The organism is Mesorhizobium sp. C372A, assembly GCF_030323245.1.
Lineage (GTDB): Bacteria > Pseudomonadota > Alphaproteobacteria > Rhizobiales > Rhizobiaceae > Mesorhizobium.
The window spans coordinates 1,871,892-1,892,639 of the sequence record NZ_CP100475.1 but is presented as its reverse complement, the minus strand read 5'-3'; the positions used below and the strand labels follow the sequence as shown (position 1 = coordinate 1,892,639).

The following is a 20,748-nucleotide window of genomic DNA, read 5'->3' as shown; positions in this document are numbered from 1 at the left end:
CATCACTCCGCCGCCAGCGCGGGCGCCTGCGGCACCGTGCGGAAATCGAGATCGCGGCTGACCAGCCGTTCGACCCCGGCCGAGGCATCGGCAAGAAGCTGCCGGTAGCCGGCTATCGACCGCGCAAAGACGTTGTAGATGACCACCGCGGGAATGGCCGCGACCAGGCCCATCGCCGTGGCGAGCAGCGCCTCGGCGATGCCGGGCGCGACGACCGCGAGGTTGGTGGTCTGCGCCTGCGAGATGCCGATGAAGGCGTTCATGATGCCCCAGACGGTGCCGAACAAGCCCACGAAGGGCGCCGTCGAGCCGATCGTCGCCAGCACGCCGGTGCCGCGCGACACGCGCCGCGCCGCCGCCGCCTCGATGCGCGACAGGCGCGACGTCACTCGTTCCTTCAGCCCGTCGCCGGTAACATGGCCGAGCGCACCGGCCGAAAGGGCAGTCTCTTCCTCGGCCGCCCGCACCAAAAGCGCACCGGGGCCGCCACTGTTGCCAAGCGCGCGCCCGGCCTGGCGCAGCGTGGCGGCATTGCCGATGGCGCGCGCAGCGCGACGGGCGCCGAGCTTGCCGAAGAGAATCTCCAGCGATTTGGCCAGCCACACCGTCCAGGTGACGAGCGAGGCGAAGGCCAACCCGATCATCACCGCCTTGACGATGATGTCGGCGGCCATGAACATGCCCCAGGGCGACAGATCGTGCGGCAGCGTCAGCGATATTGCCGAAGGCTCGGCCTGCGCGGATGCACCGGGCTGGGTTGCCGGCTGTGGCGCGGTCGGCGCCGCCTGCCCGGCAGTTGGCGAAGCCGGCGCGACAGGCGCAGCCGGTGCGGGCCGTTCGACTGCGACCGGGGAAGGCTGGGCCGCCGACCGGGCAGCTGCAGCGGGTTCCGTCGTCACCCTGGGCTGCGTGTTTGGCTGCTCTTGCGCAGCAGCGCTGCCGGCCGACAGCATGATCGCGGCCAGCGCCGCCAACAAACCATTTCTGGACACGCTTCTTCCTCGCTTCGTCATTGCACGTACGATCGGCTGGTCGGTGACGGAATGTCGACCCCGGAAATCCAGCCACTGGTTCTGGCTTCTCTCAAACGCGGCACAGCCGCTGGAAACAATTCAGGCGGCCGAGTGCCCTGCTTGACTATAAAACATGAGTTTACTAGTCAACAAACAAGATGGCTTTTTTGGCCAACGATTGTGGGCGCGATGTCTCAACGGCACATCGTGCTGGGATCGGTCTACCTGGTGTCGTCGCACTGAGGGATGGACGGCCGCAGGGTTGCTGGGCCACGATACCGGGCAGCAATTGAGGCAGGCTGCGATGATCAAGGCGATACCGTTCGATTTCCCCTATGACGGCCGGCTGGTGCCGGCAAACACCGCGTTGCTGGTCATCGACCTGCAGGAGGATTTCCTCTCGCCGACCGGCTATTTCGCCAGGAAGGGTTATGACCCCGCGCCGCTGCGCGCCATCCTGCCGACAGTCAACCGACTGATATCAGCGGCACGCGCGGCCGGCCTCACCATCATTCACACCAGGCAGGGATATCGCGGCGACATGGCCGACATGACGCCGTACGAGAGATGGCGCCGCAAGCGGGCGGGTCTCGAAGGCACCGACGTGCTGCTGCGCTCCGGCCCCGGCTTTCAGATCGTCGCCGACATCGACGTCGCGCCGCACGACATCATCGTCGACAAGACCTGCAACAGCGCCTTCACCTACACCGACCTGGAACTTGTGCTGCGCGCACGCGGCATCACCCATCTGATCTTTTCCGGCTGCACGACCGATGTCTGCGTGCACACGACGCTGCGCGAGGCCTGCGACCGCAATTTCCAGTGCCTGACCATCGCCGATGCCTGCGCCAGCGGCGACCAATACGCGCATGACGCGGCGCTGCATATGGTGACGGTGGAGGACGGGGTATTTGGTACGCTGACGGAATCTGACGCGGTGTTGGAGGCGCTGGCAGTGCTGAGTGGTGATTAGACGCTGGCGGGACAGCACCCCTCTGCCCTGCCGGGCATCCCCCGCAAGGAGGGCGATCAGACATCACGTCGGCTTTCGCCAATTACCAACGTTGAGAGCCGGCGCTCAAGCTGCCAATCTTCCCCTTTGAGGGGGAGATGTCCGGCAGGACAGAGGGGGGTGCTGTCCCCGCCGGCGTTCCCGATCGCGATCTCGCTACCCAGCTGCGTGAATATCCGACCCGCCCCGCGAGGCAAACGCGCCGGGCTGCGGCACCTCCGCCTCACGGCGTGCCAGCGAATTACGCAAGAGCGCGATCGTCTCGCGGCCGACGCCGGCGATCTCGCGCGGCCTGTCGACGCCAACGATCATGAACTCGCTGATGCCCAGCGCCGCATAGGACAGCAGCGACAGGGCGATCTGCGCCGGTGGTCCGGAAAGTTCGACCGCCTTGTGTCCGACGGTAGAGGCGCCACCCTCCGAGCGGACCCGGACCGGAAGCGCAAAACGCAGCTTGCCGGCGCGGCCATGCTCGGCGGCGGCGCTGCGCGCCCGTTCCATCAGCTGGCGGATCTCGTCGGGCGAACCAGGCGCCAGCTCGAAGACGTCGGCATGGCGGCCGGCGACCTTCAGCGCCGTGCCGGACTGGCCACCCATGCGGATGGTGATATCGACGCCATGCGGCCCCTTGCGCGGCACATAGCCACCCTTGATGCTGTAGAACGCACCTTCATGGTCGAAGGGCCGGTCGTTCGACCACAGCCGCTTCAGCAGCACCAGATATTCGTCGATGCGCTGCCAGACCACGGTGTGGCCGACCGGACGCGTCTCGGCATCGTCGTCATCCAGCGGCTCGCTCAGCATCCTCAGCGCCAGCCGGCCGCCGCTCCTGGCGTCGAGCGCCGCCAGTTGCCGCGCCGCAACCGCAGGCGCGATCACGCCGGCCCAGTGCGTCAGCACCACTTCCAGCGACGAGGTGCGGTCCAGCGCCTGGGCGGCGATGTCCATATTGGTCAACAGCCCGGCCGGGTCGTCGACGACGATGTTCTGGAAGCCGGAATCCTCGATCAGCGACAGCTTTGTCGCCGTCTCGACGAAATCATAGAAGAACGGAACGGCCGAACCGGCGTCGGCGGCATGCGTTTTACCGGGAACATGCGTGAACTCGATCGGCATTGCCATCTCCTCCATCACGTTGGATGTATGTCGCCCAAAAGTGGCCCCGGTTTTTGAGACGACGACATGCGTAAAAACAAGCGGTCAGCGCCAAAGCGCATCCGCATTCGGTTCATCAACTCCGGTCACTCACTGAAAGCGATAGGTCGCCACCCTTCGGCCTGAACGGGTCAGGGAATCAAGCCGAGCACGACTGCCCCGGTGAACACGAACGCAAGGGCAAAGACGAGATAGGCGAAGGCGCCGGCATAGGCCGGGCGGAAAGCCTGGCTATTGGCCAGCCTCTGGCTGGTGCGGTCCGTCTCGGCGTTCTGGATATAGGACATATCGACCTCCGTCTTGCGGATTAATCTATAAAATCAGTAGACTTTGTCGAGTGCTATTTTTTGGCGATATGTAGAACGATTTTCTCAGTATGCCTTATTATTTGGTTTTGGATTGCTGGGGGACCCCTGCTGGCGACAAGCGAGCGACAAGCTTGGCCGACGTCTGCATAGGCGATAGCATCGCCATTCCGGCATAAATGCGGATCATTTCGATCGGGAACGGGAACAGAACATGGGTACAAGACTAGCCGGCAAGATTGCAATCATCTCGGGCGGCGCGACCGGAATGGGCGGAGCGGCCTCGGAATTGTTCGCCGCCGAAGGCGCCAAGGTGGCGATCATCGACCGCAATGGCGAGGCGGCGGCAGCCACTGCGGCGGCGATACGCGCGCGGGGACATATCGCCGAACACTGGGTGGCCGACGTCTCGGACGAGGCGCAGGTCGAGGCCGCAGTGAAGGCGGCGACTGCCAGGCTCGGCCCGGCCACGGTGTTGTTCAACCATGCCGGCACCATCGTGATAAAGCCGTTCCTGGAGACGACAGTGCAGGAATGGGACTGGCTGCATGCGGTCAATGTCCGCTCGATGTTCCTGATGACGCGCGCCGTGTTGCCGGGCATGATCGCTGCCGGTGGCGGTTCGATCGTCTGCACCTCGTCGATCTCGGCTGTGGCGGCCACACCCATGGAGGTGCTCTACGACACCACCAAGGGCGCCTGCCACATGTTCGCGCGCGCCATCGCAGTCGAATTCCGCGACCGCAACATACGCTGCAACGCCGTCTGTCCCGGCTTCATCCGCACGCCGCACGGCCTGCGCGAGGTCGCCGATCTCGGCAAGCTCGGCGTCGACGTGTCGGACGCCGCATTGGCCGCACAGCAGGGCCGCATCGGTGAGCCGGAGGAAGTGGCCAAGGCAGCGCTGTACCTCGCCAGCGATGAGTCCAGCTTCGTTAACGGGACGCATCTGTTTGTCGATAATGGTTTTACGGCGATGTGAGTATCCCAGGCTTGGCCTACTCGCTTACCGCTCTTCTCGTCGAAACGGCTTCAGCAGCGCCGACGGCGCAACCGCGTTGCGTGACATCACGGCCATCGCGACGATGGTGAAAATGAACGGCAGCATCAAGAACGTCTCATAGGGAATATGCCCGAGGCCGCTCGCCTGCATGCGCAATTGTAGCGCATCGACGAAGGCGAACAGCAGCGCCGCGCCCGCAGAGCGCCACGGGTCCCAGCGGCCGAACACGACCAGCGCGATCGCCACCCAGCCACGGCCCGACACGACACCAAAGGTGAAGGCGTTGAACTGTGCCATGGTGAGGAAGGCGCCCGCAAGCCCCATCAGCGCACCGCCGAGGATGACCGCCTGGAAGCGCGTGGCGATGACGCTGACCCCAGCGGAATCAGCGGCGCGCGGGTTCTCGCCGACCATCCGCACCGACAGCCCCCAAGGCGTGCGGTCGAGCACGAAAGCAGCGAGCGGGATGGCAATGATTGCCAAGTAGACCAGCGCAAACTGGTTGAAAACCGCTGACCCCAGAACCGGAATATCCGACAGCAGCGGGATCGGCACCGTCTGAAAACCCTTGATGCTGGGCGGCACCGATTGCTGGCCGAAGGTCAGACGGTAGAGGAAATAGGCAAGGCCGGACGAGAACAAAGTAACGCCGATGCCGCAGACATGCTGGCTGAGGCCGAGCGCCACCGTGAACAGCGCATGCAGCGCGCTCATCGCCATGCCGGTCAACACCGCGGCCAGCACGCCGAGCCACAGGCTGCCGCTGAGGCTGGCGGCGGTGAAGCCGGTCATCGCGCAGAGCAGCATGATGCCTTCGATACCGAGATTGAGCACGCCGGCCCGCTCGGAGAACATCTCGCCCAGCGTGGCAAATGCCAGCGGCGTGGCGATGCGGATAATGGCGGCGAGGAAGCCGACCTGAAAGATCTGTTCGAACACCGCGCTCATAAGGCGGCACCGACGCGGCGGATGCGATAGGCCGTGAACAGCAGCGCCACCAGCATGGCGAGCAGCGCCGTGCCCTGGATGACATCGCTGAGGAACGCCGGCACGCCGGTGGCGCGCGACATCGCTTCGGCGCCGGTCATCACGGCGGCCAGGAAGATCGCCGCCGGTACGACGCCGAGCGGATTGAGCCTGGCCAGCATGGCAACGACGATGCCGGAATAGCCATAGCCCGGCGAAATGTCGCTCATCACCTGGAAATGCACGCCGCCGACCTCGCCGACGCCGGCAAGCCCGGCCAGCGCGCCCGACAGCAGCGCCGTCGAGATCAGCACCCGCTCGACATGTATGCCGCCATAGCGGGCGGCTTCCGGGCTTTCGCCGGTGACCCTGATCCGGAAGCCGAGCGTGGTCCGCACGATCAGGAGCCAGATCAACGGTGCCGCGATCAACGCGGCGATGACACCCAGATGCAGCCTTGTGCCTTCGAGCAGCACCGGGAAATTCGCCGAATCCTCGATCGGCGGCGAGATCGGATAGCCGCTGAACGAGTCCTTCCACGGCCCCTCGATCAGCGCCATCAGCGCATAGTAGATGACCGAGTTGAGCAGCAGCGAGCTGACGACGTCATCCACCTTGAATTTGACCCTGAGCGTCGCGGGCACCAGCGCTACCGCGGCACCGGCAGCAGCGCCCGCCAGCGCCATCGACAGGATCGCCAGCGCGCCCGGCATTGGGATGGCGCCGACGAAGCAGCTGGCCACGGCGCCGGCCAGCAATTGGCCCTCGGCGCCGATGTTCCAGAATTTGGCCCGGAAGGCGACGGCCACAGCCAGCCCGGTGAAGATCATCGGGGCGGCGCGCACCAGCGTTTCGGTGATGGCATAGCTGTCGCCGAACGAGGCCGACAGCATCACGCCATAGGCCTCAAGCACGCCGGCGCCGGCCAGCGCGATGAGGCCGCTGCACAGGACCAGCGCTGCGCCGATGGCCAGCAGCGGCAAAGCGAGATTGAACCAGGCGGGGGTGGAACTGCGGGCTTCGAGGCGGAACATCAGCTATGCCCCTCCGCCGCCCAGACGGTCGCGCCGCCCTTCATCCGCCTGCCGGCACCTTCTCCCCGTATAGACACGGGGAGAAGGGATCTGGGCCCTATGCAACTCCCCTCTTGCAGCTGTGGCGATTGGCGAAACCATGGGTGAGAGCCCCTCTCCCCGTCTCTATACGGGGAGAGGATGCCGGCAGGCAGGTGAGGGGCAGCGCTGACGCTTAAAGTCAGCCAAAAGCGGGCAGTATTATTTGAGGTTTCTGCGAGGAACCGAGTGAGAAAGTCCATCTAGGCTCTGCCCTCCGCCCCGGTCATCAGCAGCCCAAGCCGCGCGATGTTCGCATCGGCGCTGTCCAGCGTGCCGGCGATGCGGCCCTCATACATCACCGCGATGCGGTCGCAGAGCACCAGCAGCTCTTCGAGATCCTCGCCGATGACGATGATCCCGCAGCCCTTCGCGCGCATGTCGAGGAATTTTTCGTGGATGAAGCGGGCGGCGCCGATGTCGAGGCCGCGCGTCGGCTGCGAGACGATCAGCACCTTCGGGTCGAAAGCCAGTTCGCGCGCCAGCAGCGCCTTCTGCAGATTGCCGCCCGACAGCGCGCCGGCGCGGGTCATCGGCCCGGGGCACCTGATGTCATAGGCCTTGATCTGTTCTTCGGCGAAGGCGCGGATCGCATCTGGCTTGAGCAGGCCCCGGCTGCTGAAAGCCGCAGTACCAATGCGCGGCAACACCATGGAATCGGCGAGCGGCAGATTGGTGACCAGCCCGGTCGTCATACGGTCTTCCGGGATGCGGCCAAGGCCGAGCGCCTGCACCTCGCGCGGCGAGAACCGCGTAGCAGGTTTGCCGGCTATCGTCATCGCGCCGGCGTCGGGCGCGCGCGTGCCGGAAATCACCTCGGCCAGCGCCCGCTGGCCATTGCCGGAGACCCCGGCAATGCCGAGGATTTCGCCCGCGCGAACGGCAAGCGATACGTCGCGCAGCGGCGTCCCCGAATGCCGTGAGGTGGAAATACCGTCGAGCGTCAGCACCGCCGCGCCTGGGGTCGAAGGTCCTCTTGCCGGCGGCACGATCTCATGGCCGCACATCAGCTGCGCCATTTCTGCCGATGTCGTGTTCGCCGGATCGTCGACACGGCCGGCGACGCGGCCGTGCCGCAATACGGTGCAGCGATGGGTGAGCGCCCGCACCTCGTTCAATTTATGCGAGATGAAGATGATGCCGAGCCCCTGCGCCGCCATCGAGCGCAGCGCCGAAAACAGCCCGTCGACCTCGCCCGGCGCCAACACCGCCGTCGGCTCGTCGAGGATTAACAGCCTGGCGCCGCGAAACAGCGCCTTGACGATTTCGAGCCGCTGCTGCTCGCCGACCGACAGCGCGGAGACAGGCAGGTTGGGGTCCAGCGTCAGCCCATGCTGACGGCTGATGTCGGACAACCGGGCAAGTCCGCCGGCGCGGTCGATGCGGCCGGATTTGCCGGGAATGCCAATCAGAAGGTTTTCCAGGACCGTCAGCCTTGGCGCCAAATGAAAATGCTGGTGCACCATGCCGATGCCGGCGGCCAGCGCATCGGCCGAACTGGTGATCCGCACGGTCTTGCCCTGGATAAGAATTTCGCCGGCATCCGGCGCATAGGCGCCGAACAGCACATTCATCAGCGTCGTCTTGCCGGCGCCGTTTTCGCCCAGCAGGCCGAGGATCTCACCTGGGGCGACGCTTAGATCGACAGCCTCATTCGCCTTGACGGCGCCGAAGCTCTTGGTGATGCCGCGCATTTCGATGAGAGGGGCGGACAAGGATGCTCCTGCGGAGATACCCCTCCCCCTCGAGGGGAGGGTGCCTAGCGAAGCGAGGCGGGTGGGGTCACCTCAACTGCCTCAACCCATGACTTAGCAGGATGGAGCACTTCGCGGAGGACCCCACCCGGCCCTGCGGGCCACCCTCCCCTCAAGGGGGAGGGGGTGCGCCGAGCTAATCCGAAACCGGCGTGTTCTCATCCACATCCACCCGGAAATTGCCTTCCAGGATCTCGGCCTTCTTCTTCTCGACCAGATCCTTCACATCCGCCGGCAGCGTCTTGTCGAATTTATGGTAGGGCGCCAGGAACGACCCGCCCTTGGCCATGCGCGAGAAATCGCCATAGTCCTGCGCGGTGAAGACACCGGCCTTGACCAGCTTGATCGCCTGCTCGACCGTCGGATACATGTCCCAGACCGGCCCGGTTATGACCGTGTCGGGGCCGAGGCTCGACTGGTCGGACATGTTGGAGATGGCGAGGATCTTCTTGTCCACCGCCGCCTCGATGACGCCGAAGCGCTCCGCATAGATGACATCGACGCCGGCATCGATCTGGGCGACCGCCGCTTCCTTGGCCTTGGGCGGATCGAAGAACGAGCCAATGAAGGCGACCTTCTTCTTGATGTTGGGATTGACCTCCTTGGCGCCGGCAAAGAAGGCGTTGACCAGCCGGTTCACTTCCGGAATGCCCATGGCCGCCACCGCGCCGATCGTGCCCGACTTCGACATCTTGCCGGCGATCATGCCGGAGAGGTAGGCCGGCTCGTGGATCCAGTTGTCGAAGACGCCGAAATTGGGCTCGGCCGGCCCGGCGCCCGAGCCGAACAGCCATGCCGTCTTCGGGAACTGCTTTGCCGTGCGGCGCGATTCACGCTCGGCGGCGAAGGCGTCGCCCAGCACCAACTGATACCCGCCTTGCGCATATTCGCGCATGACGCGGCTGAAATCGGCGGTCTGCACCTTTTCCGACCATTTGTATTCAATGCCGAGTTCCTTCTCGGCCTTCTGAAGGGCGACGTGGATCTGGTTGTCCCACGGCTCCTCGATCGGCGTGGCGAAGATCGCCGCCACCTTCAGCTTCTTGTCCTTGGCGAAGGCTGCACCCGGCAGCATGGCTGCGGCCAGGCCAAGTGCGCCGAGTTCCAGCACGTCGCGCCGCGACAGGCCGGTCGATTGCGATTTGTTTTTCCGGTTTTCCATCTAGTGCCCCTCTGTTTGACAGCCGTGTCGAGCCGGCTGTTCCGAAATCAGACGCGGAACTATGGAACGGGTGCGGACTTTTGTCCACATGGTCAAATTTGGCCGTGTCGCTGGCAGGAGCCGGCGCTAGCGTACCGCCTTCTCGCCACCGGCTACGGTGATGACGCCGACGATGATCAGCCCGGTCAGCAACAGCCGAACGCCGGCGCTGACGCCGAACGTGTTGAGCATGGTCAGAAGCAGCACCAGGAACAGCGCCGCGCCCCAGACACCGGGAACATTGGCCTTGCCGCCGGCGACCGAGGTGCCGCCGATGACGACGACGGCGATCGAGGCCAGCAGGTACTCGTTGCCGATATCGACATTGGCGCCGCGGAAATAGCCGGCGAGCAGCGCCCCGTCCATGCCGCCGAGCGCGCCCGACAGCGTGTAAGTGAGGAAGCGGGTGCGGCCGACATTGACGCCGGCAAGCCACGCGGCGCGGATGTTCTGGCCGATCGCCAGCACCGAGCGGCCATAGATCATGCGCTGCAAGGCGATGGCCGCACCGATGGTGAACAATACGGTAAGGATCGCCAGCACTGGAATGCCCAGGATTTGCCAGTTGGCAAAATCGGCAAAGCCGGGCGGCGGCTTGATCTGCAGGCCACGCCCATAGCTGATGTCGATCGACTGGATGATGAAGCTGGCCGACAGAGTGGCGATGATCGGCGGGATCCTCAGCGCCCAGATCAGGAGATAGTTGACGGCACCGATGGCAGCGCCGCAGGCGAGCGCGGCGAGCAGCCCGACCACGATCATGGAATCGCTGCCGCCCATGACCTTCATGGCGACGGCACTGGCGAGCCCGATATTGGCCGGCAGCGACAGGTCGACATTGCCTGGCCCGAGCGTGATGACGAACATTTGGCCGACGCCGACGATCACGGTGAACACGGCAAGCGAAAGTGCCGCCGTGATCATGCCGCCGCCGCCATAGCCGCCGGTGAAAGCGATGGTCGCCAGCCAGACGAACATCGCGCCGATGAACGACCAGATCCAGGGTTTGGCGACAAGCGATTTCACAAATGTCATCGCTACCTCTCCCTGCGGCTGATCAGGACGCGGGCTGCCAGCACGATGATCAGGATGGCGCCGTTGGCCGCGACCTGCCAGTCCGGCGGAATGTGCATGAAGGTGAGCAGAGGCGATGCCGCCAGCGCCAGTGTCAGCGCGCCGAGCACGGCGCCGATCGGCGACACCCGGCCGCCGACGAACTCGCCGCCGCCGAGAATGACGCCGGCGATCGCCAGCAGCGTGTAGCCATTGCCGATATTGGCGTCGGCCGAGGTGGTGATGCCGATCAGCGCCATGCCGGACAGAACGCCGAATAGGCCGGTCAGCGCAAACAGCACGATCTTGGTTCGAAGCAGCGACCAGCCAGCGCGCCTGAGCGCCGCCGGATTGCCGCCGGATCCCCGCAGGATGACGCCATAGGAGGTGCGCATCAGCCCAAAATGCACCACCGCTGCGATCGCCAGCGCGGCGATGATAGGGAACGGAATGAAGGGCGGCTTGAAGGCCATCAGCGACAAGAGCCAGTCCGGCGCCTTGCCACCGGGCTTGGGCAGCACCAGAATGGCAAGCCCCTGCCAGACGAAGCTCATGCCCAGCGTCACCACGATCGACGGCAGATTGCGCAGATGGATCAGTGCGCCGAGCAGCGCATAAACGCCTATGGAGCCGAGCAGGATGATCACGCCGAGCAGCGGCGCGTCCTTCAGCCAGGTCGCGGTGACGCAGCCGACAAAGCCGACAAAGGTGCCGATCGACAGATCGAGCTCATTACCGGCGATGACGAACATCTGGGCGATCGTCGCCAGCGCGATCGGAATAGCGAGGTTCAACATCAGGCTGAAGCCGAAATAGCTGATGGCGCGTGGGTTGAGCCAGGCGATGGCGATAACCACCAGCGCCAGCGACAGCGCCGGCAACAGGCTGCGCAGCAGGCGCGCGCGGGCCGCGCTGCTGCGCGGCGAGGACGTCGGGCCGGGAGCGACTGCCGTCATCTCAGGCCGCGTCGCCGAATGAGGACTGGATGATCTTTTCCTCGGTCAGCTCGTCGCGCGTGAGATTGGCGACGATGCGGCCGTTCTTGAAGACATGGATGTGGTCGCAATTGTCGAGCTCTTCGGTCTCGGTGGTGTACCAGAGGAAGGTCCGGCCCTTGGCCGCCTCCTCGCGCACGAGATCGTAGACCTCAAGCTTGGTGCCGATGTCCACGCCGCGCATCGGATCGTCCATCAGCACGATCTGCGCATCGGAACCCAGTGCGCGGGCAAACAGCGCCTTCTGCTGGTTGCCGCCGGACAGCGAGAAGATGTTGTTGGTCATGTCAGGCGTGCGGATGCCGATCTTCTGCTTCCAGAACTCAGCAAGCTCGGCCTCGCGCTGCGGCGAGATCAGCAGCCCTTCGCGCAGCCGCGCCAGCGAGCGGATGCCGATGTTTTCGGCAATAGACCATTGCGGGAAAATGCCGTCCGATTGGCGGTCTCCGGCCACCAGCGCCACCGGGGCGGTCACCTCGATATCAAGCCTTCTACGCGTCGCGGCGGCAAAGATCGCCAGCAACAGGTCGGTCTGGCCATGGCCGGCAAGCCCGGCAAGCCCGATGATCTCGCCGGCGCGAGCGACAAGCTCCTTGCCGTCCTGCTGCCGCTCGGGCCGCGCCCGCACCCTGAGCGGGCCCGCCGCCGGCCTGGCGGCGATCTCCGCCGCGATCTTCTCGCGCGCTTCCGCGCCGCCCATGGTGGCCACCAGCCGGTCGCGGTCGAACGCTTTTGCAACGTCCGTGGCGACCACCTTGCCGTCGCGCATGACCACGATGCGGTCGGCATTCTGCAGCACCTCGCCCAGCACATGCGAGATCAGGATGCAGCTGCCCCCGGTGGCTACGAAACGGCGCACGAAGGCAAGCAGCTGGCCCGCAGTATGCGCGTCCAGCGAAGAGGTCGGCTCGTCGAGAATGACCAGGTCGAGCGGATCGCGCGTCACCGTGAAGGCGCGCGCCACCTCGACCATCTGCCGCCGGCCGATGGAGAGATCGCCGGCAATGTCGTCTGCCGAGATGCCGTGATCCGGAAAGATTTCGTCCAGCTTGGCGGCAATGAGAGCAGCCGCCTTGCGTCGCCAGCCGAAGCCGGTGAGCGCCGGATGGTTGATGCGCGTATTCTCCGCGATACTGAGGTTAGGGCAGAGCGACAGTTCCTGGAACACGCAGCGTATGCCGAGTTTCAGCGCGCGCGCCACCGAGTAGTCGGTTTCGGCATTGCCACGCACCGCGATCTCACCGCCATCGGGCTGCAGCGTACCGGCCACCATATGCATCAGCGTCGACTTGCCGGCGCCGTTGTGGCCGACCAGCCCGACGCATTCGCCTGATGCGACATGAAAATCGACGCCGTTAAGCGCCCGAACGGCGCCGAAATGTTTTTCGGCGCCGTTCAGCCTGATGATGTCCAAATGGGCGGCGCCGATTTGTTTTTCGGCGCCGCCCAGTCTGATGATGTCCGTATTGGCCTCAGGCATGCTCAACGATATCCGGTCGGTCATGCCGCTGGCAATGAATGCAATGCATCACTTGATATTGGCTTTGATCGCCGCGATTGCGTCTTCCTGGCTGTATTCGTGGGTGGCGACGCCGCCCTCCTTGATTTTCGGCAGCTCGGTCTCGAAATTGTCCTGGGTAAAGGCGAGATACGGCACCAAAAGGTCATGCGGAATGTCCGTGCGGCCGTCGAGCACCTGCTGCGCCACCCAGAAGGCCAGCGACGACACGCCGGGCGCGATCGAGGCCGACCAGGTCTGGTAGCCGTCCTTGTCCTTCTGCTCCTTCCACCATTTCAGCTCGTCCTGGCGGTTGCCCATGATGATGGTCGGACGCGGCTTGCCTGCGGCGGCAAAGGCTTGTGCCGCGCCATAACCGTCACCGCCCTGGTCGACGATGCCGACGATGTCGGGCAACGACGGCAGGATCGTCGCGACCGCCTTCTGCGCCGTCGTCTGGTCCCAGTCGCCGGTCACCGAACCGACGATCTTGAACTCGGGATGGGCGGCGACGCCTTCGAGGATGCCGGCATGGATGGCATCGTCGATCGAGGTGCCGGCAAGGCCGCGGATTTCCAGGAGATTGCCGCCCTTGGGCTGGAATTTGGCCATCTGCTCGACTTCCTGCTTGCCCATGTCCTTGAAGTCGACGACGACGCGGTAGGCGCAAGGTTCGGTGACGGTCCCGTCGAAGGAGACGACGACGATGCCGGCATCGCAGGCCTGCTTGATGGCGCCGTTCAGCGCATCCGGCGATGCGGCATTGATGACGATGGCGTCATAACCCTGCAGGATCAGGTTCTGCACCTGGGCAGCCTGGGTCGGCACTTCCTTGTCGGCGGTGGTGAAGATGTCGGCGGCGCCGACGATCTTATCCTCAACCGCCTTCTTGGTGACGATGCCGTAGCTGTCGAGCATCGCCTGACGCCACGAATTGCCGGCGTAATTGTTGGAGAAGGCGATCTTCTTGCCGCTGGTGTCGGCAAGCGCCGTGCCCGAGGCGAGCATCGCCGCCAGAGCGCTCAGGACGAGCAGTTTCTTCATGTCATAATCCTCCCATGGATTGTCGGCCCCGCCGACTGTTGCTGATGGTTTTGGCGTTGGCTGCCTGTTTTTTATCTATTGTCAGACAAATGCAGATGAGCTCGCTTGTCAACTGCGATCGGTTACACCTTGGCGATCAACTTCAGGTGCGGCGGTTGAAAAGCCTTCGCCTGCTGGTCTAGGGAAGGGCCAGGAGACCATGCATGGCAGCGACGCCGCCGACCCTTCCCCCAGTGCACCCAAAAGAATGGGCCCGCCCGGAATTCCGGCGCGCTGGACGTCAAGCGCCAAGAGCGGCGTAGGTGCCGCGCTTTCGCCGGCGAGCCGCGTCTGGTTCACGCTCAGCCATGGCATCGTCAATGAAGTCTACTATCCTGGTCTCGACAGCGCCTGCACGCGCGACATGGGACTGCTGGTCACCGGTCCCGGCGGCTGGTTTTCCGAGGAGAAGCGCGACGCCACGCATGCCATCGAGCCGTTCGAGGAAGGCGTGCCCGCCTACCGGCTGGTCAACGCGACGGCGCGTTACCGGATCGAAAAGCGCATCCTGGCGGATCCGGCGCGCCCGGCCCTGCTGCAGGAAATCAGCTTCACGGCACTCGAGGGCGTGGCCACGGACTACCGCGTCTACGCCCTGCTGGCGCCGCATCTGGTCAATGCCGGCATGGGCAACACCGCCTGGATCGGCGAGCACAAGGGCAAGCCGATGCTGTTTGCGTCCGGGCACGGCGCCTGCTTGGCGCTTGCCTCCTCGCTGCCCTGGGGCGACTGCTCGGCCGGCTATGCAGGCTTTTCCGACGGCTGGCAGCAACTCAGCCGCGCCGGCCGGCTCGATCCGACCTGCCGAAGCGCGGAGGACGGCAATGTCGCGCTGACCGGCGAGATCGGCTTTTCTTTAGCCAACAGCGAAGCCTTGCTTGCGCTTGGGTTTGGGGCGACGCCGGATGAAGCGGCCGAAAACGCCGCCGCCAGCCTGAAACGCGGTTTTGAGCCGGCGGCAAAGGCCTATGTCGCGAAATGGCGGAAATGGCAGGCAGGCCTGACGCCGCTCGACCACCATGATGCATCCGGCCTCAACACCTACCGCGTCAGCACAGCGGTGCTGGCGACGCACCTGTCGCTGGCGAGGCCCGGTGCGGCCGTCGCCAGCCTGTCGATCCCCTGGGGGTTCAGCAAGGGCGACGACGACCTTGGCGGATATCATCTGGTCTGGCCGCGCGACCTCGTAGAAACTGCGGGCGGCTTCCTCGCCGCCGGCGATCCGGCGCAGGCGCTTGAGATCCTCGCCTATCTCCGTTCCATCCAGCAGCCGGACGGCCACTGGCCACAAAATGTGTGGCTCGACGGCTCGCTCTATTGGCCGGGCATCCAGATGGACGAATGCGCCTTCCCGCTGCTGCTTGCCGATGCGCTGCACCGCGCCGGCCACCTGCCGCGCGCAAAGCTCGCCGCCTTCATGCCGATGGTCGAGAAAGCAGCGTCCTATGTCGTGCGCAATGGTCCCGTCACCGGGCAGGACCGCTGGGAAGAGGATGCCGGCTACAGCCCATTCACGCTCGCCGTCGAAATATCGGCACTGCTTGGCGCCGCCGATCTGTTCGACGTTGACGGAAAACCGGAGCCGGCTAACTATTTGCGCGAGGTCGCAGATTGCTGGAACGACCAGATCGAGCGCTGGACCTATGTCAGCGGCACACCGGAGTGCCACGAGGCTGGCGTCGACGGGTACTACATCCGCATCGCACCGGCCGACGCTTCAGGCGCCGCATCGCCGAAGGACGGCTTCGTACCGATCAAGAACCGTCCGCCGGGCGATACCGACAAGCCGGCCGAAGCGATTGTCAGCCCGGACGCGCTGGCGCTGGTCCGCTTCGGCCTCAGGGCCGCGGACGATCCGCGCATCGTCGGCACGGTCAAGATCATCGACGCGCAACTGCGCTGCGACCTGCCGCAAGGGCCTCTATGGTACCGCTACACCAGCGACGGGTATGGCGAACACGCCGACGGCGCCCCCTTCGACGGCAACGGCCAGGGCCGACCCTGGCCGTTGCTGGCCGGCGAACGCGCCCACTACGAGCTGGCCGCCGGTAACAAGGACAGGGCGGCAAGCCTGCTCAGGACATTCGAGGCTTCGGCTGGTGTGGGCGGTCTGCTGCCGGAACAGGTCTGGGACGGCGCCGACATACCGGAGCGCGAATTGTGGCTGGGCAAGCCGTCGGGCAGCGCCATGCCGCTGGTCTGGGCGCATTCGGAACACATCAAGCTGTTGCGCTCGCTCCGCGACGGCGCCATCTTCGACATGCCGCCGCAAGGCGTCAAGCGCTATGTCAGGGACAAGACCGGCTCGCCGCTGAGGATATGGCGCTTCAACAACAGGCTGCGCACCATGGAAGCCGGCAAGACGCTGCGGGTTGAACTGCTGCAGCCGGCACTGATCCGCTGGAGCGGCGACCAGTGGCAGACCAGCCATGAAATCAACACGTCCGTGAATGTCTTTGGCGTCCATATGGCGGATCTGCCGGTGACCGATATTCCGCGAGGTAATACGATCGTCTTCACTTTTTTCTGGCCCGACGGCGACCGTTGGGAGAATGTCGACTTCACCGTCGGCATTGAGAACTAACTCGCCAGCAATTTCTTTCCTCAAGCGACTAGGACAACACCATGCAGATCGGAATGATGGGACTGGGCAGGATGGGCGCCAACATGGTGCGCCGCCTGATGCGCGACGGCCATCAATGCGTCGTCTACGACATCAACCCGGCAAGCGTTGCCGCCCTGGTTGCCGATGGCGCCATCGGCGCCGCATCGATGGAGGAGTTCGTCGGCAAGCTTTCCAAGCCGCGCAGCGCCTGGCTGATGCTGCCGGCGGCGATCACCGGCAAGATCGCCGACCAGGTGGCAGCATTGATGGAGCCCGGCGACATCATTATCGACGGCGGCAATTCCTATTATCACGACGCTGTCGACCAGGCGGCCGAGCTTGCGGCCAAGGGCCTGCACTATGTCGATGTCGGCACCAGCGGCGGCGTTTGGGGCTTCGAGCGCGGCTACTGCCTGATGATCGGCGGCCCCGATACGGCGGTCAAACACCTCGATCCGATCTTCGCCACGCTGGCGCCCGGCGCCGATGCCGGCGCCACGCCCGACAAGGCGGGCGGGACCGCACCCTTTGGCTACCTGCATTGCGGACCGAGCGGCGCCGGCCATTTCGTCAAGATGATCCACAACGGCATCGAATATGGCGTCATGGCCGCCTACGCCGAAGGCATGAACATCCTGAAATCGGCCAATGCCGGCAAAAGACAGCGCACTGCCGACGCCGAGACCAGCCCTTTGGAAAACCCGCAATACTATCAGTTCGACATCGACCTGCCGCAGGTGGCCGAGGTCTGGCGCCATGGCAGTGTGATCGGCTCCTGGCTGCTCGACCTCACCGCCGGCGCTCTGAAGAGCGACCCGGCATTGGCCCAGTTCGGCGGCCGCGTCTCCGATTCCGGTGAAGGCCGCTGGACGCTGAAGGCGGCGATCGACACCGGCGTGCCGGCGCCGGTTCTGTCCTCGGCTTTGTTCGACCGCTTCTCCTCGCAGGGCGAATCCGAATTCGCCGACAAGCTGCTGTCGGCCATGCGCTATGCCTTTGGCGGCCATGTCGAAAAGCCGAAGGCCGGCAAGTGAAGGCCGCAGGGGAGACGCGCAAGATGAGCCCGGAACGGTCCGACACGCTGGTGCTCTTCGGAGCAACCGGCGACCTTGCCCACAAGAAGATATTTCCGGCCCTCTACCAGATGGTAGCCAAGGGGACGCTGACCGAGCCGGTGATCGGCGTCGCCTTCGATGCATGGGACATCAACCAATTGCAGGCGCGGGCCCGCGACGGCATCGTCAACGCTGTCGGCAAGATCGACGAAAAGATCTTCGCCAAATTCGCCAGTCTGCTGCGCTATGTCAGCGGCGACTACCGCGACGGCGCGACCTTCGAGAAGCTGAAGACGGCGCTCGGCTCGGCGCAGCGGCCGCTGCACTATATGGCGGTGCCGCCGACCATGTTCGAGACCGTTGTCCAGGGGCTGGAGCAATCCGGTACCGCGCATGGCGCGCGGCTGATGGTGGAAAAGCCGTTCGGCCACGATCTCCAATCGGCGCGCTGGCTGAACCGCGTGCTGCATCTGGTGTTCGAAGAGCAGTCGATCTTCCGCATCGACCACTATCTCGGCAAGGAGGCGATCCAGAACCTGCTCTATTTCCGCTTTGCCAATTCCTTTCTCGAGCCGATCTGGAACCGCAACTTCGTCGAAAGCGTACAGATCACCATGGCCGAGGACTTCGGCGTCGAAGGCCGTGGCAAATTCTATGACGATGTCGGCGCTATCCGCGATGTGATCGAGAACCATCTGCTCAACATCCTTTTGCTGCTCGCCATGGAACCGCCGGTCGGCCGCTCGGCCGACGATCTGATCGACGAGAAGGTGCAGGTGCTGCGCGCCATCCGCACGCTGACCAAGGACGACGTCGTGCGCGGCCAGTTCACCGGCTACCTCGCTGAACCCGGCGTGAAGCCGAACTCGCCGGTCGAAACCTTTGCTGCCGTGCGCTTCATGGTCGACACCTGGCGCTGGCAGGACGTGCCGTTCTTCATCCGCACCGGCAAGAACATGCCGGTGCATGTGACCGAAGTGATCGTGCGGCTGAAGCGGCCGCCGCTCGACGTCTTCGATCCGATCAAGCCCAGCGACGCAAATTACGTGCGCTTCCGCATCGACCCGCAGGTGGCGATCTCGATCGGCGCGCAACGCAAGGCGCCCGGCGACGATATGGTCGGCGAGCAGGTCGAGCTCACCGCGCTCGACGATTCGAAGGGCGACATGCCGCCCTATGAGCGGCTGATCGGCGATGCCATGAACGGCAATGGCCAATTGTTCACCCGCCAGGATGCCAGCGAGCTTGCCTGGCGCATTGTCGGCCCGGTGCTGGGCGACACCACGCCGCCGCATATGTATGAGCCGAAGACCTGGGGGCCTGCCGACGCCATGGCCAGCTTCGGGCCGCCCAACGGCTGGATCAATCCGACTTGAGCAATTCCAGGAAAGTGCGAGCGGTTTTTCCGTCCGGAATTGCGTAAAAACAAAGAGTTGGAGCATTCCCCCGTTTCCCTGAAACGGGGAACGCGCCAAGTGAGCGGAGGAAACGACATGGCCAAGGCAGCCAGGCCCGCGAAGGCCAAGGCGGAACCGATCGTGCTGACGATCGATGTCGGCGGCTCGCACGTAAAAATCCTCACCAGCGCAGGCGGCGAGATGCGCCGGGCCGATTCCGGACCGGATCTGACGCCGCAGCAGATGGTCGCCACGGTGAAGACGCTGGCCGAAGGGCTGCCCTATGACGTGATCTCGATGGGCTATCCCGGCCCGGTCAGGCACAACAGGCCTTCGCTCGATCCCGCCAATCTCGGCAAGGGCTGGGACGGCTACGATTTTGCCGCCGCCTTCGGCAAGCCGGTCAAGGTCGTCAACGACGCGCTGCTGCAGGCGATCGGCAGCTACGATGGCGGGCGCATGCTGTTCCTCGGCCTCGGCACCGGCCTGGGCGCGGCGATGATCCTCAACAATGTCGGCCAGCCGATGGAACTGGCGCATCTGCCGTACCGCAAGGGCGGCAGTTTCGAAGATTATGTCGGCGAGCGCGGCCTGGAGAAATACGGCAAGAAGAAATGGCGCAAATACGTTTTCGACGTCGTCGGGCGGCTGCGTGCGGCGCTGCAGCCGGATTATGTCGTGATCGGCGGCGGCAATGTCGACAGACTGGATGAATTGCCCGCCACATCCAGGCGCGGCGACAATACGCGCGCTTTCGAGGGCGGTTTTCGACTATGGCGCGACAAGGCGCTCATCGTCTGATAGTATTAAAATTCAGTATAGTTGTTCAAAATGACGTGTGGCGCGATACGAAGTCATTGCGTTACGCAGATTTGGCGATTAGATCGGTGGCGCCGGATGGAATCATCTGGCGCAACCGCACATATGCGGCAAGACAAATGACTAGAGCGGATTTCCGGCTCCGCTGGGACCACTCTGGGAGTTTCCGCCACCCCCCTAGCGACGGAGAGATAAATTGGCCGACGACAGCAACGACTCTGACAAGGACATCGACCTGCTCGAGCTTACCGCCCATATCGTGTCCGCTTACGTCGAGAAGAACCGCTTGCCCGTTGCCGGCCTGAGCGATCTCATCGCCAGCGTTGCGGCGTCGATCGGCGGGCTCAGCCAGCCGCCGGCCCCAGTGGCGGCGCCGCAGATCCCGGCCGTCAATCCCAAGCGGTCGGTGACGCCGGACTACATCATCTGCCTCGAGGACGGCAAAAAATTCAAATCGCTGAAGCGCCATCTCGGCGTCCATTTCAACCTGACGCCGGAAGCCTATCGTACCAAATGGGGCCTGCCGGCCGACTATCCGATGGTCGCCCCCAACTACGCGGCGTCGCGCTCCGAGCTGGCCAAGTCGATCGGCCTCGGCCGCAAGGCTGCAGTGGCCGCGCCGGCGAAAGCCAAGGGTCGGAAGGCCAAAGTTCCGGCCTGAGTCGGATCAGCGCCTCGGCGCTGAGCCAATCGTTTGGACGACTGGAACAGAAGCCTGCCGG

General features: G+C 64.5%; 18 protein-coding genes. 7 read left to right on the top strand and 11 right to left on the bottom strand.

Annotation, left to right across the window (positions count from 1 at the left end):
- Nucleotides 1-2: 2 nt before the first annotated feature.
- On the bottom strand, nt 3-992 hold the full coding sequence (exbB, locus tag NLY42_RS08890; RefSeq protein WP_023756510.1) for a tonB-system energizer ExbB: 990 nt from the start codon (nt 990-992) through the stop codon (nt 3-5).
- Nucleotides 993-1,317: 325 nt separating this feature from the next.
- Here exbB and NLY42_RS08885 point away from each other — a divergent pair, with 325 nt between their 5' ends.
- Nucleotides 1,318-1,986, top strand: a complete 669-nt coding sequence (locus NLY42_RS08885; protein ID WP_023686098.1) for a cysteine hydrolase family protein — start codon at nt 1,318-1,320, stop codon at nt 1,984-1,986.
- Between the two features lie 195 nt (nt 1,987-2,181).
- On the opposite strand, the gene NLY42_RS08880 is transcribed toward NLY42_RS08885, so the two are convergent.
- Together NLY42_RS08880 and NLY42_RS08875 are read right to left on the bottom strand one after the other, a co-directional pair.
- Nucleotides 2,182-3,141, bottom strand: coding sequence for an LLM class flavin-dependent oxidoreductase (locus NLY42_RS08880; protein ID WP_023732922.1), 960 nt, complete (start codon nt 3,139-3,141; stop codon nt 2,182-2,184).
- 170 nt (nt 3,142-3,311) lie between these two features.
- The gene (locus NLY42_RS08875; RefSeq protein ID WP_023670454.1) at nt 3,312-3,467 is read right to left on the bottom strand and encodes a hypothetical protein; all 156 of its coding nucleotides are present in this window, start codon (nt 3,465-3,467) and stop codon (nt 3,312-3,314) included.
- Between the two features lie 232 nt (nt 3,468-3,699).
- On the opposite strand from NLY42_RS08875, the gene NLY42_RS08870 reads away from it, so the two are divergent.
- Nucleotides 3,700-4,467, top strand: coding sequence for an SDR family NAD(P)-dependent oxidoreductase (locus tag NLY42_RS08870; RefSeq protein WP_023686096.1), 768 nt, complete (start codon nt 3,700-3,702; stop codon nt 4,465-4,467).
- A 24-nt stretch (nt 4,468-4,491) separates the two neighbouring features.
- Here NLY42_RS08870 and NLY42_RS08865 read toward each other — a convergent pair whose 3' ends face one another.
- From NLY42_RS08865 to NLY42_RS08830, 8 genes are all read right to left on the bottom strand, one after another.
- A complete protein-coding gene (locus tag NLY42_RS08865) occupies nt 4,492-5,436 on the bottom strand; it encodes an ABC transporter permease (protein WP_023683938.1) in 945 nt (314 codons plus the stop codon).
- Nucleotides 5,433-6,488: an ABC transporter permease gene (locus NLY42_RS08860; protein ID WP_023755612.1), complete on the bottom strand. Its 1,056-nt coding sequence runs from the start codon at nt 6,486-6,488 to the stop codon at nt 5,433-5,435. The genes NLY42_RS08865 and NLY42_RS08860 overlap by 4 nt, the downstream gene beginning before the upstream one ends.
- A 281-nt stretch (nt 6,489-6,769) precedes the next feature.
- Entirely contained in the window at nt 6,770-8,281 is a 1,512-nt protein-coding gene (locus NLY42_RS08855; protein WP_023756509.1) for an ABC transporter ATP-binding protein, read from the bottom strand.
- Between the two features lie 175 nt (nt 8,282-8,456).
- Nucleotides 8,457-9,482, bottom strand: coding sequence for a BMP family protein (locus NLY42_RS08850; RefSeq protein ID WP_023670460.1), 1,026 nt, complete (start codon nt 9,480-9,482; stop codon nt 8,457-8,459).
- Nucleotides 9,483-9,608: 126 nt separating this feature from the next.
- Nucleotides 9,609-10,556: an ABC transporter permease gene (locus NLY42_RS08845; RefSeq protein ID WP_023755614.1), complete on the bottom strand. Its 948-nt coding sequence runs from the start codon at nt 10,554-10,556 to the stop codon at nt 9,609-9,611.
- Between the two features lie 2 nt (nt 10,557-10,558).
- Nucleotides 10,559-11,530: an ABC transporter permease gene (locus NLY42_RS08840; protein ID WP_023694460.1), complete on the bottom strand. Its 972-nt coding sequence runs from the start codon at nt 11,528-11,530 to the stop codon at nt 10,559-10,561.
- A gap of 1 nt (nt 11,531) precedes the next feature.
- Entirely contained in the window at nt 11,532-13,049 is a 1,518-nt protein-coding gene (locus NLY42_RS08835) for a sugar ABC transporter ATP-binding protein (protein WP_023756508.1), read from the bottom strand.
- Between the two features lie 48 nt (nt 13,050-13,097).
- Complete coding sequence (locus NLY42_RS08830) at nt 13,098-14,111, bottom strand: ABC transporter substrate-binding protein (RefSeq protein ID WP_023683930.1); 1,014 nt, start codon at nt 14,109-14,111, stop codon at nt 13,098-13,100.
- Nucleotides 14,112-14,358: 247 nt separating this feature from the next.
- Here NLY42_RS08830 and NLY42_RS08825 point away from each other — a divergent pair, with 247 nt between their 5' ends.
- From NLY42_RS08825 to NLY42_RS08805, 5 genes are all read left to right on the top strand, one after another.
- Nucleotides 14,359-16,734 (top strand): glucan 1,4-alpha-glucosidase, encoded by a 2,376-nt coding sequence (locus NLY42_RS08825; protein WP_023755616.1) that lies wholly within the window; start codon nt 14,359-14,361, stop codon nt 16,732-16,734.
- Nucleotides 16,735-16,775: 41 nt separating this feature from the next.
- A complete protein-coding gene (gene gnd / locus NLY42_RS08820) occupies nt 16,776-17,789 on the top strand; it encodes a phosphogluconate dehydrogenase (NAD(+)-dependent, decarboxylating) (protein ID WP_023737959.1) in 1,014 nt (337 codons plus the stop codon).
- A gap of 23 nt (nt 17,790-17,812) precedes the next feature.
- Entirely contained in the window at nt 17,813-19,186 is a 1,374-nt protein-coding gene (gene zwf, locus NLY42_RS08815; protein WP_023737960.1) for a glucose-6-phosphate dehydrogenase, read from the top strand.
- A 117-nt stretch (nt 19,187-19,303) separates the two neighbouring features.
- Entirely contained in the window at nt 19,304-20,008 is a 705-nt protein-coding gene (locus NLY42_RS08810) for an ROK family protein (protein WP_023715876.1), read from the top strand.
- Between the two features lie 214 nt (nt 20,009-20,222).
- The gene (locus NLY42_RS08805) at nt 20,223-20,687 is read left to right on the top strand and encodes a Ros/MucR family transcriptional regulator (RefSeq protein ID WP_023687743.1); all 465 of its coding nucleotides are present in this window, start codon (nt 20,223-20,225) and stop codon (nt 20,685-20,687) included.
- Nucleotides 20,688-20,748 lie beyond the last annotated feature (61 nt).

What these genes read in the sequence shown, in the direction of transcription:
- NLY42_RS08830 (WP_023683930.1), bottom strand. Translation starts at nt 14,111, where the DNA reads ATGAAGAAACTGCTCGTCCTGAGCGCTCTGGCGGCGATGCTCGCCTCG.
- NLY42_RS08860 (WP_023755612.1), bottom strand. Translation starts at nt 6,488, where the DNA reads ATGTTCCGCCTCGAAGCCCGCAGTTCCACCCCCGCCTGGTTCAATCTC.
- NLY42_RS08840 (WP_023694460.1), bottom strand. Translation starts at nt 11,530, where the DNA reads ATGACGGCAGTCGCTCCCGGCCCGACGTCCTCGCCGCGCAGCAGCGCG.
- NLY42_RS08845 (WP_023755614.1), bottom strand. Translation starts at nt 10,556, where the DNA reads ATGACATTTGTGAAATCGCTTGTCGCCAAACCCTGGATCTGGTCGTTC.
- zwf (WP_023737960.1), top strand. Translation starts at nt 17,813, where the DNA reads ATGAGCCCGGAACGGTCCGACACGCTGGTGCTCTTCGGAGCAACCGGC.
- NLY42_RS08880 (WP_023732922.1), bottom strand. Translation starts at nt 3,141, where the DNA reads ATGCCGATCGAGTTCACGCATGTTCCCGGTAAAACGCATGCCGCCGAC.
- NLY42_RS08850 (WP_023670460.1), bottom strand. Translation starts at nt 9,482, where the DNA reads ATGGAAAACCGGAAAAACAAATCGCAATCGACCGGCCTGTCGCGGCGC.
- NLY42_RS08885 (WP_023686098.1), top strand. Translation starts at nt 1,318, where the DNA reads ATGATCAAGGCGATACCGTTCGATTTCCCCTATGACGGCCGGCTGGTG.
- NLY42_RS08835 (WP_023756508.1), bottom strand. Translation starts at nt 13,049, where the DNA reads ATGCCTGAGGCCAATACGGACATCATCAGACTGGGCGGCGCCGAAAAA.
- NLY42_RS08865 (WP_023683938.1), bottom strand. Translation starts at nt 5,436, where the DNA reads ATGAGCGCGGTGTTCGAACAGATCTTTCAGGTCGGCTTCCTCGCCGCC.
- NLY42_RS08875 (WP_023670454.1), bottom strand. Translation starts at nt 3,467, where the DNA reads ATGTCCTATATCCAGAACGCCGAGACGGACCGCACCAGCCAGAGGCTG.
- NLY42_RS08825 (WP_023755616.1), top strand. Translation starts at nt 14,359, where the DNA reads ATGGGCCCGCCCGGAATTCCGGCGCGCTGGACGTCAAGCGCCAAGAGC.
- gnd (WP_023737959.1), top strand. Translation starts at nt 16,776, where the DNA reads ATGCAGATCGGAATGATGGGACTGGGCAGGATGGGCGCCAACATGGTG.
- NLY42_RS08870 (WP_023686096.1), top strand. Translation starts at nt 3,700, where the DNA reads ATGGGTACAAGACTAGCCGGCAAGATTGCAATCATCTCGGGCGGCGCG.
- NLY42_RS08810 (WP_023715876.1), top strand. Translation starts at nt 19,304, where the DNA reads ATGGCCAAGGCAGCCAGGCCCGCGAAGGCCAAGGCGGAACCGATCGTG.